The following is a 12,698-nucleotide window of genomic DNA, read 5'->3' on the forward strand; positions in this document are numbered from 1 at the left end:
CTGGTCTACCCAGCCGGGACCAACTCCTACAAGGGTTTCGCACAATATTCGAGCATTTTAAACGGAACGTAAAAACCACTGGACATGTAGCACCAGCTACATAAATACTGTTTTCAGGAGTTATGAAAGAAATTCAACACCCATCCTGGCAAGGAGCACGGATGCCACCTCTCAGAGACCTGATCACCGATCCCGGCCTGGTTTTGACGCCGTCGGAACGCAAGGTCGTACGTGCCCTGCTCGATCACTACCCACGCAACGGCCTCGGCCCGATGTCACGCCTGGCAGACCATGCCGGCGTCAGCGACCCGACCATCGTGCGGCTGGTGAAAAAACTCGGGTTTGGCGGTTACGCCGAATTCCAGGATGCCCTGCTCAGTGACATGGACCATCGCCTGCGCTCCCCCCGCACCCTGTTGAAACCGCGGGCCAAATTGCAGCAAGGCGATACCTGGAGCCAGTACCTGGCCGCCAGTCAACGCCACCTCATCGACACCCAGGCCCTGACTCAACCCGAAGACGTGCGCATTCTCGTGCAGTGGTTGCTCGACAGCCGCCACCAGGTGCATTGCTTCGGCGGGCGCTTCAGCAGCTTCCTGGCCCACTACCTGCTCAACCATTTGCGGCTGTTGCGCGCCGGCTGTTTCGCCCTGGAAGACAACGCCCAACTGCCTGACCGGCTGTTCGACGTGCAGCGCCAGGATGTGGTGCTGATCTTCGATTACCGTCGCTACCAGGCCCAGGCCCTGCGTGTGGCCAGCGCGGCCAAGGAGCGCCACGCCCGCGTCGTGCTGTTCAGCGACGTCTACGCTTCGCCGTTGCGCGAGTTGGCCGACCTGATCATCAGCGCCCCGGTGGAATCGATCTCGGCCTTCGACAGCCTGGTGCCAGCGCTGGCCCAGGTCGAGGCACTGATTGCCTGCCTGACCCTGCAATGCCCCGAGCTGGCCGAACGCCTGGAAGGCATCGATGCCTTGCGCACGGAATTCAACACACATCTGTTGGAGGAAAAATAAGGATGTTCTCGCTCCCCCACCACTCGCCCCGGGATTTGCCGTTCACCTGCCAGCACACCGCCTTGCTGCTGGTGGACATGCAACGCGCCTGGCTGGAACCGCAATTCGATGCCCACCTGCACACTCGCGAGGCCGAGTATTTCATCCAGCGAGCCCGCCAGCAGGTCATCCCCAACCAGCAGCGCTTGCTCAACGCGATGCGCGAAGCGCAGCACAACGTGTTGCACACCCACATCGAAAGCCTCACCGCCGATGGCCGCGACCGTTCCCTGGATCACAAGCTGTCGGACATGCACCTGCCCAAGGGCAGCCCCGAGGCGCAGATCATCGCCGAACTGGCGCCGCTGGAAAACGAAATCGTGCTGCCCAAGACCTCCTCCGGGGTCTTCAATTCCACCAACATCGACTACGTGCTGCGTAACCTGCAGACCCGCCACTTGATCGTCGCCGGCATCGTCACCGACCAGTGCGTCGACATGGCCGTGCGCGACGCCGCCGATCGCGGCTACCTGGTCACGCTGGTGGAAGATGCCTGCGCCACCTACACCGAACAACGGCACCTGGCGTGCCTGAACGCGATCAAGGGCTATTGCTGGATCACCGATACCGACACCGTGCTCGCGCGTTTGCAGGAGATGCAGCCATGAGCCGCCTCGATCCTGCCGCCGTCCTCGCCCCGTTGCCCGTCACGACCCTGGTGACCACCGACCTGATCGGCGTGACCCGCGGGCGCTCGTTTCCCAGCGATGAGTTGCCCCACTACGTCACCGCTGGCTGTGGCTGGGTGCCAGCTAACAGCGCGCTGACGCCCCAGGACATCATCGCTTCGACCAACCCTTGGGGCGCCTATGGCGACCTGCGACTGGTGCCGGACCTGTCCAGCCGGGTGACCGTCAACAACGGCCCCGACACCCAGGCGCCCGTCCTCGACTTCATCCATTGCGATGTACGCGAGACCGACGGCCGGCCCTGGAGCGCCTGCCCGCGCACGCTGTTGCAGGACGAAGTGGAGCGTTATCGCGCCGAACTGGGCTTGCAGGTTTTCGCCGCGTTCGAGCATGAATTCAACCTGGTTGCCACGCCTGCGCAGCCTGATCGCCTGGCCTTCAGCCTCCAGGCCCAGCGCCAGCAGGCCGAATTCGCCGGATGGTTGCTCAGTGCCCTGAGGGCCGGCGGTGTCGAGCCGGAAATGTTCCTGCCGGAATATGGCCAGCATCAATACGAAATCACCTGCCGCCCGACTTTGGGCGTAGCCGCCGCCGACCGGGCCGTGAACGTACGGGAAATCACCCGCGAGATCGCCCGGCAAATGGGCCTGGACCTGAGCTTCGCCCCCAAGACCGCGGAAAACGCCGTGTGCAACGGCGTGCATTTGCACCTGAGCCTGCAGGATCTGAGCGCGGCCCCGGTGCTGCATGACGCCGCCAGCAGCAACGGCTTGTCCAGCCTCGGCCAGCACTGGGCCGCCGGCGTGCTGCACTATCTGCCAGCACTGTGTGCGCTGACCGCGCCGACACCGGTGTCCTACGAACGCCTGCAGCCTCATCACTGGAGCGCGTCCTATGCGTGCCTGGGACAGCGCAACCGCGAAGCGGCGCTGCGCATCTGCCCGACCGTAAGCCTGAGCGGCAAACCGCTGGCGAACCAGTACAACCTGGAGTTCCGCGCCATGGACGCCACCGCTTCGCCGCACCTGGCGATGGCTGCGCTGTTGATCGCCGGGCGACTGGGCATCCAGCAACGACTGGCCCTGAACGCTGTCACTGATGAAATACCCGATGAGCTGGATGAAGCACAACGGCACGCCCGTGGCATTATCGCGCTGCCGACCACCCTGGCCCAGGCACTGGACTGCCTGCGCCACAGCGGGGCGCTGCTTGAGACCCTGCCCGGCCCGCTGGTTGAAACCTACTTCGCCTTGAAGGCCCAGGAGCTGGCCTTGACCGAGGCGCTGTCACCTGCCGAGCGTTGTGAGCACTATGCACGAATCTATTGAGTGTGCTGAATCGGGCCTCTACACCAGGCCACCCTACCGACTGGCCCGGGAGGAATCCGAACACCCGGTGCTGCTGGTGTGCGAACACGCCAGCCGCTTCATTCCCGATGCGCTGAACGACCTGGGCCTGGATGAAACGGCCGCCCAGGAGCACATTGCCTGGGACATCGGTGCCCTGGCCTTGGCCGAACGCCTGTCCGAAACCCTCGGCGCAACGTTGCTGTCGGCCAATTACTCACGGCTGTTGATTGACCTCAACCGCCCGCTGCACGTGCCCGACAGCATTCCGGCCCAGAGCGAGATCTACCAGGTTCCGGGTAACCATGCCCTGGACGAAGCCACTCGCGAATATCGCCAGCAGCGCCTGTTCCATCCCTTCCATGATCGGTTGCAGGCGTTGATCGACCAGCGCCTGGCTGCCAACCGACCGGTGCGCGTGGTGGGCATCCACAGTTTTACCCCGGTGTTCTATGGCCAGCCGCGCGCCCTCGAAGCGGGCGTGCTGTTCGGCGAAGCCAAGGAATACGCCCAGCACATCGTCGACGGGCTGGGCCGGCACTCGCTGCGAGCAGCGGGCAACCAGCCCTATAAGATCAACCCCCTGACCGACATGACGGTCCCGGTGCACGGCGATGGCCGCGGCCTGGATTCGGTGTTGATCGAAGTGCGCAACGACCAACTGCGCAACCCCGAAGCGGTACGGACCTGGAGCGCCTACCTGGCGCCCCTGCTGTAGCGCGGCAGCGGCAAGTTTCCAGCGACAGACAGCAAGCAAGAGCAACCCCACAGCTGAAAAGGAAAACGGCTCATGAGCATTGAGGCATTTGGCTACAAACAGGAATTGAAACGCGGCCTGTCGCTGACAGACCTGGTGGTATACGGGATGATTTTCATGATCCCCATCGCCCCGTTCGGCGTGTATGGCTATGTCAACGCCGAGGCACCGGGGATGGTGCCGCTGGCGTACATCATCGGCATGGTGGCGATGCTGTTTACTGCCTTGAGCTACGGCAGCATGGCCCGAGCCTTTCCGGTGGCAGGTTCGGTCTATTCCTACGCGCAACGGGGCCTTAACCCACACGTTGGCTTCATTGCCGGTTGGCTGATGCTGCTGGACTACCTGCTGATCCCGCCGCTGCTCTATGTCTACGCCGCCATGGCGCTGAACCATCTGTACCCGGACATCCCCAAGGTCGGTTTCATCCTGGCCTTCCTGGTGAGCGCGACCTTCGTCAACCTGCGGGGCATCACCTTCACCGCGCGGATGAATATCATTTTCCTGCTGGCGCAACTGGTGGTGCTGGGGATTTTCCTGTTCAACGCCTGGAATGCCCTGCACGGTGGTGCCGGTAACGGCCAACTGACCCTGGCACCGCTTTACAGCCCCGAACATTTCAACTTCGCCCTGCTGATGCAAGCCGTGTCCATCGCGGTATTGTCGTTCCTGGGCTTCGACGCCATTTCCACCCTGGCTGAAGAGATCAAGGACGACCCGGGCCGCAGCGTCGGCAAGGCTGCCCTGGTGACCTTGCTGGTGATGGGAGCGATCTTCGTGGTGCAGACCTGGATCGCCACGGACCTGGCCGCCGGCATGGGTTTCAAGTCCGCCGACACCGCATTCTATGAAATCGCCGAATTGGCAGCCGGCAGCTGGCTGGCCACCTTGACCGCGGTTGCCACGGCCCTGGCCTGGGGCGTGGCCGTGGCGATCACTTCGCAGGCGGCGGTATCGCGCCTGTTGTTCGGCATGGCCCGGGACGGCCAGTTGCCCAAGGTGCTGGCCAAGGTCCATCCGAAACACAACACCCCGTACCTGAGCATCTACCTGGTGGCAGTGCTGTCGCTGTTGATCTGCTACCTGTTCATCGACGCCGTGGACACCCTCACCTCCCTGGTCAACTTCGGTGCCCTGAGCGGCTTCATGTTGCTGCACATCACCGTCATCAACCATTACTGGCGTCGCCAGCAGTCCGGCCAACTGATTCGCCACTTGATTTGCCCGCTGATCGGCTTCGTGATCGTCGCGGCCATCATGTACAACATGGGCGTGGCTGCGCAGAAGCTCGGCCTGATCTGGATCGCCGCGGGCGTGATCTATCTGTGTGTGCTCAACAAATTCGGCAACCCTACCGCCGTGCCCGATCCGGCCGGTCAGTGAGGGCCGGCGGCCGAAGGACTCGGCCAACCGTGGTTACAACGCGTGGACATCGACAGTGATCGTCAAGCCCAGTGCTGGTCATCGGGCTCTCTGGAACAGGAGTGCAATCCATGCTGGCCTTACGTCCAGTTCAATTAACCGATCTGCCGCAACTGCAACAACTGGCCCGTGACAGCCTGGTGGGTGTCACGTCGCTGCCGGACGATACCGCGCGCCTGGAGGAAAAGATCCTCGACTCGTGCGCCTCGTTCGAGGCCGATGTGCAGGGCCCTGGCGCGGAGAATTATTTTTTTGTCCTGGAGGACCTGGAATCCGGGCGCCTGGTCGGTTGTTCGGAAATTCTCTCCAGCACCGGGTGCAACGAACCGTTCTACAGCCTGCGCAACCGGCCGTTTTCCAGCGAATCCCGGGAGCTGAACATCCAGCATGGCGTGCCCGCGCTGTCGCTGTGCCAGGACCTCAACGGACAGACGCTGCTACGTGGCTTCCACATCGACGCCGAGCGGGTGCGCACGCCGGAATCGGAGCTGCTGTCCCGGGCCCGACTGATGTTCATCGCCGCCCATCCCCAGCGCTTTGCCGAATCGGTCATCACCGAAATCGTCGGTTTCAGCAGCGAGGACGGCCAGTCGCCTTTCTGGGACGCCATAGGCCAGCACTTCTTCGACCTGCCCTACGTCGAAGCCGAACGGTTGTGTGGCTTGCAGAGCCGAACCTTTCTCGCCGAGCTGATGCCGCAATACCCGATCTACGTACCCATGCTGCCGCCAGCCGCCCAGGCCTGCATCGGCAGAGTGCATCCCGACGGCCAGGAAGCCTTCGACATCCTGGCGCGCGAGGGTTTCGAGACCAACAGCTACGTCGATATCTTCGACGGTGGGCCGACCTTGCATGCCCGTATCGCCAACGTCCGCACCATCACGCAAAGTCGGAGCGCCACGGCCCGGCAAAGCCTGCAGATCGATGCCAGAGGCCGTTACCTGGTGAGTAACGACCGTCTGGGAAACTACCGGGCCATCGTCGCCGAGCTGGACGTCAACGCCGAAGGCCCCGTGGCCCTGTCGCCCGACATGCTGGTCGCCCTGGGCGTCACGGATGGCGAGCGGATCCGGGTGGTTGCCCTATGAAACTCACTCGATCCCGTGGCACGCATCGACGCTTGGACCGACACAATGAAGGAGCTGCAGCATGATTGTCCGTCCGGTCGCCACTACCGATCTGCCCGCGTTGCTGGACCTGGCCCGTTGCGCAGGTCCCGGCTTCACCAGCCTGCCGGCCAACGAAGAGCGCCTGGCCCACCGCATTCGCTGGGCCCAACGAACTTTTGCCGGGCAAGTCGAACGTGCCGACGCCGATTACCTGTTCGTGCTCGAAGACGATGACCGGCAGGTGCTAGGTATCAGTGCCCTGACCGGCGCGGTCGGGCTGCGCGAGCCCTGGTACAACTATCGGGTCGGGCTGACGGTCAGCTCGGCGCCAGAGCTGGGGATCCAGCGGCAGATCCCGACCCTGTTCCTCAACAACGAGATGTCCGGGCAATCGGAAATCTGCTCGTTGTTCCTGCACCCCGAGCAACGTCGCGGTCACAACGGACGCCTGCTGTCCCTGGCGCGCTTGCTGTTCGTGGCCGAGTTCTCCCAGCTGTTCGGCGAAAAACTGATCGCCGAACTGCGTGGCCATGCCGACGAACGAGGCTGTTCGCCGTTCTGGGACAGCCTGGGACGGCATTTTTTCAAGAAGGACTTCAGCTATGCCGATCAGCTGTCCGGCATGGGCAACAAGTCGTTCATCGCCGAGCTGATGCCACGCCAACCGCTGTACACCTGCCTGCTCACCGAACAGGCCCAGGCGGTGATCGGCAAGGCTCACCCGAACACCGAGCCGGCCCTGAAGATCCTCAGTGCCGAAGGTTTCAGCCATAAGGGCTACATCGACATCTTTGACGGCGGCCCGGTGATCGAGGCGCCAGTGTCGAAGATCCGTACCGTGCGCGACAGCCAGATGCTGACCCTGGTCATTGGCACCCCGGACGAACAGGCACCGGTCTGGCTGATTCACAATCGGCGCCTGGAAAACTGCCGCGTCACCAGCGCTCGCGCACACCTGCATGGCCACAAGCTGCTCGTTGATCGCCTCACCGCCAAACGCCTGCAAGTGCAACCGGGTGATACGGTGCGGGCCGTGGCATTGCCCAGGCAGGGGCAACAGGCGGTGGCGGCGTAGCCAAAGGTACCGCCCGACCTTGGATATTCAATACATAAGAACTTCGTTAATCAGCAATACTTCTCCACAATTGCATAATTGCCACTTACCTACTCGGGACCCATACTTTCGCGCATCGCCCCACTGTAACGACAATATTCATGATCAAGAATCTGATTGCTACACGAATACCGCTCGAACGCATAGCGGAGAAAATCAAGACATTAGACATGACCGCGCAAGTCAAACAATTGATCGCCGATCTGGATATACAACACAACGTTGCCACGGCACAGTCTCGACGCGCGGCCATCATGAACATGACCAACCCGCATACCGGGACCATCACGCTGCATTGCACGAGCGTGGGCAATATCAGTATCAAGGCACCAGCATCTAACACCGCCTCTTCGCAACTGTACTCGGTGCCCGGTCAAAGTATTCTATTCGCACTTGATCAGCCTTTCGAAATCCAGCAATACACCCTCAAAACGCATCAACTTGAAAAAACCGACACCTCGATCATCGACAACTGCAATCCGCTGATCATTGATGGCAATCGAACCTTATTCGACTATTCTCAAAGGGGCGAAAAACAACCTGCATTGATTGGCAGAATTAATTTCCCCGACCGCAGTGCAGACATCAACGTATTTGATCCTGTCTCATTGCGCAAAACAGCCTGGCTGCCTCAAGACAATAGTACCGCCCGGTACCTGTTGAGCCTCGAATTACTCGAAACGATCCAGGACCCGGAAGGTGTCAGGGTTGCCGGGGAGCTGATCTACCATTATCACCCTGCCGTGGCATGGAAAGCCTTCCAGATGCTTTATCGGGCTGACCCGCAAAACGCGTTGAGTTACGTCCCGTCGCTGAAAAAACGCAAGGACGCACGCCTGGACAATTTGCTCCGTCCACTGGAGCTGGCGGCATGAACCTGGAAACGTTTGTCGAGCGACTGAACACTTATGACCTGCTGCGAGACAAAACCAGGATCATTGCAGACTTGCGCCAACTGGCCAACAACCGTTGTCTATTGAGCGATCATCTTTATACCACCCTCCAGCGAGACGGTTTTAGTACGCGCAACAGCCTCTATAACGCCTATGGTTTTGTACTGCACAAGAATGATTCATTCACCCTTCGCCTGGGATTCTGGTCGCCGGTAGAGACTCATGATGAAAGCGAAACATTCATTTATAACCTGAACCACAGTCACGACTTTGAAATGTATGCAGTCGGCTACAGCGGAGATGGCTACACCACCATTACACGCGAAATACTTGATGATCTACCGCTGCAAAAAGGTAAAAAACCCAGACTGGGTAAAGTGCGAAAACTTAAACTTGCGCCAGGTGAAGTCCTGCACATGCCTGCACTACAGGAAATCCACAAGCAAATCGCCCCGAAGTCAATGTCCGCTTCATTGAGTGTACTTATTCATCCTAAACACCTGGTCAAGATCGACGAAGCTTGGTGTTTCGATAAAAATTACAGACCGCTTTACCCCGGCATCGCTGCGCCAGAGATCGCACTGTTTACAGAGACGCTGTCACAGCTCAACGCCAGCTAGTCATTCGCTGTCCAACAACTAAAGAAGGAGAAACCATGAATAACCTGATGAAAGACTGGGATGAAACCCCATTACTGCGGGCGGGTACCAATGTGGTCGATACCGCCATGCAGTTAACCAACGAAATCCACTGCACACTCCCCGGCTTCCCGACGCGTTTCAACGTCGGAAACATCCATGAGATCAAGCAGTTCTGGAGCCTACCGACCGAAGACTGAATAGTTTGAAATGGGCTTTTTTTGCCCGGCTGCAGACTTTCCGGGCCTGCAGCCTTCTTTCGATGCCATAACGGCATCACCCATACACATTCGTCATCATCTTTGCGCCTGCCACGTGATAGCCTTTGGATCTTTCGGCGTTGACACTTTTGCTCAAGCCTTTCCATTCCATTGGTGGAACTCATATGTCCAGGCTTTCCCATCAAGATTTGCGTCGTAACTTTCGCCAATTGCTGGCTTCCAACACCTGCTACCACACCGCCTCGGTGTTTGACCCGATGTCGGCGCGCATTGCCGCTGACCTGGGTTTCGAAGTAGGCATCCTGGGAGGCTCGGTGGCATCGTTGCAAGTATTGGGCGCGCCGGACTTCGCCCTGATCACCCTCAGCGAATTTGCCGAACAGGCCACCCGCATCGGCCGCGTGGCCCAACTGCCGGTCATTGCCGACGCCGACCACGGCTATGGCAATGCCCTGAACGTGATGCGCACCATCGTTGAACTGGAACGGGCCGGCATCGCGGCGCTGACCATCGAGGACACCTTGCTGCCGGCCCAGTTCGGGCGTAAATCCACCGACCTGATCGGCGTAGCCGAAGGTGTCGGCAAGATTCGTGCGGCGCTGGAGGCGCGAGTCGATCCGGAAATGGCGATCATCGCCCGGACCAACGCCGCGATTCTGCCGGTCCAGGAAATCATCAGCCGTACCCAGCAATATGAGCGTGCCGGGGCGGACGGGATTTGCATGGTGGGCGTGCAAGACTTCGATCATCTGGAGAAGATCAGCGAAAACCTGACGGTGCCGCTGATGCTTGTCACTTATGGCAACCCGTTGCTGCGCGACGACAAGCGCCTGGCCGAGTTGGGTGTGCGCGTGACCATCGACGGCCACGGCGCCTATTTCGCCGCGATCAAGGCGACCTACGACAGCCTTCGCGAACAACGGCAGATCTTCACCCAGGCTTCGGACCTGAGCGCCACCGAACTGACCCACACCTACACCCAGCCCGAGGACTACATCCGCTGGGCCGAGGAATACATGAGCGTCAAGGAGTAAGCGGACTCGCTCCCACAGGATTAGCCTGTGGTGGGCCAGATCCTAGCCCTTGCTGCGCAACATTTCCCTGGGCACATACTTGCCGATCTCGAACTTGCCGATGGCCGCGCGGTGGACTTCATCCGGGCCGTCGGCCAGGCGCAGGGTGCGTTGCATGGCGTACATGTAGGCCAGCGGGAAATCGTTGGAGACCCCGGCACCACCGTGGATCTGGATCGCCCGATCAATGACCTTCAAGGCCACGTTCGGCGCGACGACCTTGATCTGGGCGATTTCGCTCTTCGCCACTTTATTACCGACCGTGTCCATCATGTACGCCGCCTTCAACGTCAGCAGGCGCGCCATGTCGATTTCCATCCGCGAGTCGGCAATCTTGTCGATGTTACCGCCAAGACGCGCCAACGGCTGGCCGAAGGCCGTGCGACTGACGGCACGCTTGCACATCAACTCCAATGCGCGCTCGGCCATGCCGATGGAACGCATGCAGTGATGAATCCGGCCCGGGCCAAGGCGACCCTGGGCAATTTCAAAGCCACGTCCTTCACCCAACAGGACGTTTTCGTACGGCACCCGCACGTTCTCGAACAGCACTTCGGCATGCCCGTGCGGCGCATCGTCGTAGCCGAACACCGGCAGCGGCCGGACGATCTTGACGCCAGGGGTGTCCACTGGCACCAGGATCATCGAGTGCTGGGCATGGCGTGGCGCATCAGGGTTGCTCAGGCCCATGAAGATCAGGATCTTGCAGCGCGGGTCGCAGGCTCCTGAGGTCCACCACTTCTTGCCATTGATGACCCACTGGTCGCCGTCGCGCTCGGCACGGGCGGCCATGTTGGTGGCGTCCGAAGAGGCAACGTCCGGCTCGGTCATGGCAAAAGCCGAGCGGATCTCGCCGCGCAGCAGTGGCTCGAGCCAGCGTTGCTTTTGTTCTTCATTGGCGTAGCGCACCAGCACTTCCATGTTGCCGGTGTCCGGCGCCGAGCAATTGAACGGCTCCGGCCCCAGCAACGAGCGCCCCATGATCTCTGCCAGCGGTGCGTATTCCAGGTTGGTCAGGCCGGCACCCAGTTCGGACTCAGGCAGAAACAGGTTCCACAGGCCTTCTGCCTTGGCCTTGGTCTTGAGCTCTTCCATGATGGCCGTGGGTTGCCAGCGGTCGCCTTCGGCCACTTGCCGCTCGAACACTGCTTCGGCCGGGTAGACATAGGCATCCATGAACGCCGTGACGCGTTCACGCAGTTCCTGAACCTTGGGGGAATAGGCAAAATCCATGAGCAGCACCTTCTTGGCAGAGGTTGTTTAGGTCATGAAATCGATGCTAGTTCAGCTACGAAAATTTACCTAACCTATTCTCGGCGTGTATTAACATTCATCACCGATATATGTTTCACTGATTCTCATCGCCACCCGGCACCTCACAACAAGCCCAAGAATAAGAGTGCAGCGCCATGAATCTGAGCAAGGTCGACCTCAACCTTTTCATTGTCTTCGATGCGATCTACACCGAAGCCAACCTGACCCGCGCCGGGCAGATCGTCGGCATCACTCAGCCGGCCGTGTCCAATGCCCTGGCGCGTCTGCGGGAAACCTTCAACGACCCGCTCTTCGTGCGCACCGCCCAGGGGATGGTGCCGACGCCCATGGCCCAGAACATCATCGGTCCGGTGCGCAACGCCCTGTCGCTGCTGCGGGTGTCGGTGCAGGAAAGCCGGATCTTCAACCCGTTGCAGGCCGTCAAGACCTACCGCATCAGCATGACCGACCTCACCGAAGGCGTAATCCTGCCGCTGCTGTTCCAGCGCCTGCGTCGCCTGGCACCGACCGTGGCGATCGAGAGTTTCCTGTCCAAGCGCCGTGAAACCACCAAGGAGCTGGCCGCCGGCCGCCTCGACTTCGCGGTGGACGCACCGCTCAACACCGACCCGCAGGTACGCCACGTCAAGTTGATGGAAGATCGCTACGTGTGCGCCATGCGCAAGGGTCATCCGTTGGCGGGCAAGGAAAAAATCAGCCTCGATGATTACCTGGCGCAGACCCACGTGCATATTTCCAGCCGCCGCAACGGGCTGGGTTATGTCGACCTGGCCCTCGGCAAGATGGGTATCCAGCGCAAGATCGCCCTGCGCTCCCAGCATTACCTGATGGCCTCCCAGGTCCTGCAACAAACGGACATGGTCATGACCGTCCCCGAGCGCTTTGCCCGTCGCCACGATCTGCACGCCTTCCTGTTACCGGTCAACGATGTGCCGCCGGTGGAAACCCACCTCTACTGGCACGAAAGCACCGACCAGGACCCGGCCAACCGCTGGATGCGCGAGCAGATGATCGAGCTGTGCCAGCAGGTGACGGCCCATGAGAAGAAGCTCGACAAGGTTTAGGCGATCAAAATTGTGGGAGCGAGCTTGCTCCCACAGTTTTTGTGTGCAGAAACCTCATTGCTTGACGCGAACGTCAACCTGCCTTTAGCTTAGCGCCAGCCC

Annotated in this window: 13 protein-coding genes; 12 read left to right on the plus strand and 1 reads right to left on the minus strand. The window is 60.5% G+C overall.

The genetic code is table 11. The features are described from left to right. Nucleotides 1-161 precede the first annotated feature (161 nt). From AB4O22_RS16620 to AB4O22_RS16670, 11 genes are all read left to right on the plus strand, one after another. A complete protein-coding gene (locus AB4O22_RS16620; RefSeq protein ID WP_057447774.1) occupies nt 162-1,016 on the plus strand; it encodes a MurR/RpiR family transcriptional regulator in 855 nt (284 codons plus the stop codon). A gap of 2 nt (nt 1,017-1,018) precedes the next feature. Further along, entirely contained in the window at nt 1,019-1,663 is a 645-nt protein-coding gene (locus tag AB4O22_RS16625) for a cysteine hydrolase family protein (RefSeq protein WP_223471613.1), read from the plus strand. Beyond that, the gene (locus AB4O22_RS16630; protein ID WP_460096764.1) at nt 1,660-3,012 is read left to right on the plus strand and encodes a type I glutamate--ammonia ligase; all 1,353 of its coding nucleotides are present in this window, start codon (nt 1,660-1,662) and stop codon (nt 3,010-3,012) included. Before AB4O22_RS16625 ends, AB4O22_RS16630 begins: the two co-directional genes overlap by 4 nt. Next, complete coding sequence (locus AB4O22_RS16635) at nt 2,996-3,748, plus strand: N-formylglutamate amidohydrolase (protein WP_460096765.1); 753 nt, start codon at nt 2,996-2,998, stop codon at nt 3,746-3,748. Before AB4O22_RS16630 ends, AB4O22_RS16635 begins: the two co-directional genes overlap by 17 nt. Nucleotides 3,749-3,820: 72 nt before the next feature. Next, on the plus strand, nt 3,821-5,170 hold the full coding sequence (locus tag AB4O22_RS16640) for an APC family permease (RefSeq protein ID WP_460096767.1): 1,350 nt from the start codon (nt 3,821-3,823) through the stop codon (nt 5,168-5,170). Between the two features lie 110 nt (nt 5,171-5,280). After that, on the plus strand, nt 5,281-6,297 hold the full coding sequence (locus AB4O22_RS16645; protein WP_460096768.1) for an arginine N-succinyltransferase: 1,017 nt from the start codon (nt 5,281-5,283) through the stop codon (nt 6,295-6,297). A gap of 61 nt (nt 6,298-6,358) precedes the next feature. Then, nucleotides 6,359-7,393 carry an arginine N-succinyltransferase gene (astA, locus tag AB4O22_RS16650; protein ID WP_223471610.1) on the plus strand — a complete coding sequence of 345 codons (1,035 nt, stop codon included), beginning with the start codon at nt 6,359-6,361 and terminating at the stop codon, nt 7,391-7,393. Nucleotides 7,394-7,533: 140 nt separating this feature from the next. Beyond that, nucleotides 7,534-8,307, plus strand: coding sequence for a hypothetical protein (locus tag AB4O22_RS16655; protein ID WP_223471609.1), 774 nt, complete (start codon nt 7,534-7,536; stop codon nt 8,305-8,307). After that, nucleotides 8,304-8,945 (plus strand): transposase, encoded by a 642-nt coding sequence (locus AB4O22_RS16660; RefSeq protein ID WP_223471608.1) that lies wholly within the window; start codon nt 8,304-8,306, stop codon nt 8,943-8,945. The genes AB4O22_RS16655 and AB4O22_RS16660 overlap by 4 nt, the downstream gene beginning before the upstream one ends. 35 nt (nt 8,946-8,980) lie before the next feature. Then, nucleotides 8,981-9,163: a hypothetical protein gene (locus AB4O22_RS16665; RefSeq protein WP_003200007.1), complete on the plus strand. Its 183-nt coding sequence runs from the start codon at nt 8,981-8,983 to the stop codon at nt 9,161-9,163. Between the two features lie 185 nt (nt 9,164-9,348). Continuing rightward, nucleotides 9,349-10,218, plus strand: coding sequence for an isocitrate lyase/PEP mutase family protein (locus AB4O22_RS16670; protein ID WP_003200006.1), 870 nt, complete (start codon nt 9,349-9,351; stop codon nt 10,216-10,218). Nucleotides 10,219-10,260: 42 nt separating this feature from the next. Here AB4O22_RS16670 and AB4O22_RS16675 read toward each other — a convergent pair whose 3' ends face one another. Beyond that, nucleotides 10,261-11,490: an acyl-CoA dehydrogenase gene (locus AB4O22_RS16675; protein ID WP_223471607.1), complete on the minus strand. Its 1,230-nt coding sequence runs from the start codon at nt 11,488-11,490 to the stop codon at nt 10,261-10,263. A gap of 176 nt (nt 11,491-11,666) precedes the next feature. Between AB4O22_RS16675 and AB4O22_RS16680 the strand changes: the two genes are divergently transcribed. Continuing rightward, nucleotides 11,667-12,596, plus strand: coding sequence for a LysR family transcriptional regulator (locus AB4O22_RS16680; protein ID WP_003200002.1), 930 nt, complete (start codon nt 11,667-11,669; stop codon nt 12,594-12,596). Nucleotides 12,597-12,698 lie beyond the last annotated feature (102 nt).

The sequence above is a fragment of the Pseudomonas sp. S3_B11 genome (genome assembly GCF_054667715.1).

Coding starts and splice junctions, on each gene's coding strand:
- AB4O22_RS16620 (WP_057447774.1), top strand. CDS start 162: ATGCCACCTCTCAGAGACCTGATCACCGATCCCGGCCTGGTTTTGACG.
- AB4O22_RS16625 (WP_223471613.1), top strand. CDS start 1,019: ATGTTCTCGCTCCCCCACCACTCGCCCCGGGATTTGCCGTTCACCTGC.
- AB4O22_RS16630 (WP_460096764.1), top strand. CDS start 1,660: ATGAGCCGCCTCGATCCTGCCGCCGTCCTCGCCCCGTTGCCCGTCACG.
- AB4O22_RS16635 (WP_460096765.1), top strand. CDS start 2,996: ATGCACGAATCTATTGAGTGTGCTGAATCGGGCCTCTACACCAGGCCA.
- AB4O22_RS16640 (WP_460096767.1), top strand. CDS start 3,821: ATGAGCATTGAGGCATTTGGCTACAAACAGGAATTGAAACGCGGCCTG.
- AB4O22_RS16645 (WP_460096768.1), top strand. CDS start 5,281: ATGCTGGCCTTACGTCCAGTTCAATTAACCGATCTGCCGCAACTGCAA.
- astA (WP_223471610.1), top strand. CDS start 6,359: ATGATTGTCCGTCCGGTCGCCACTACCGATCTGCCCGCGTTGCTGGAC.
- AB4O22_RS16655 (WP_223471609.1), top strand. CDS start 7,534: ATGATCAAGAATCTGATTGCTACACGAATACCGCTCGAACGCATAGCG.
- AB4O22_RS16660 (WP_223471608.1), top strand. CDS start 8,304: ATGAACCTGGAAACGTTTGTCGAGCGACTGAACACTTATGACCTGCTG.
- AB4O22_RS16665 (WP_003200007.1), top strand. CDS start 8,981: ATGAATAACCTGATGAAAGACTGGGATGAAACCCCATTACTGCGGGCG.
- AB4O22_RS16670 (WP_003200006.1), top strand. CDS start 9,349: ATGTCCAGGCTTTCCCATCAAGATTTGCGTCGTAACTTTCGCCAATTG.
- AB4O22_RS16675 (WP_223471607.1), bottom strand. CDS start 11,490: ATGGATTTTGCCTATTCCCCCAAGGTTCAGGAACTGCGTGAACGCGTC.
- AB4O22_RS16680 (WP_003200002.1), top strand. CDS start 11,667: ATGAATCTGAGCAAGGTCGACCTCAACCTTTTCATTGTCTTCGATGCG.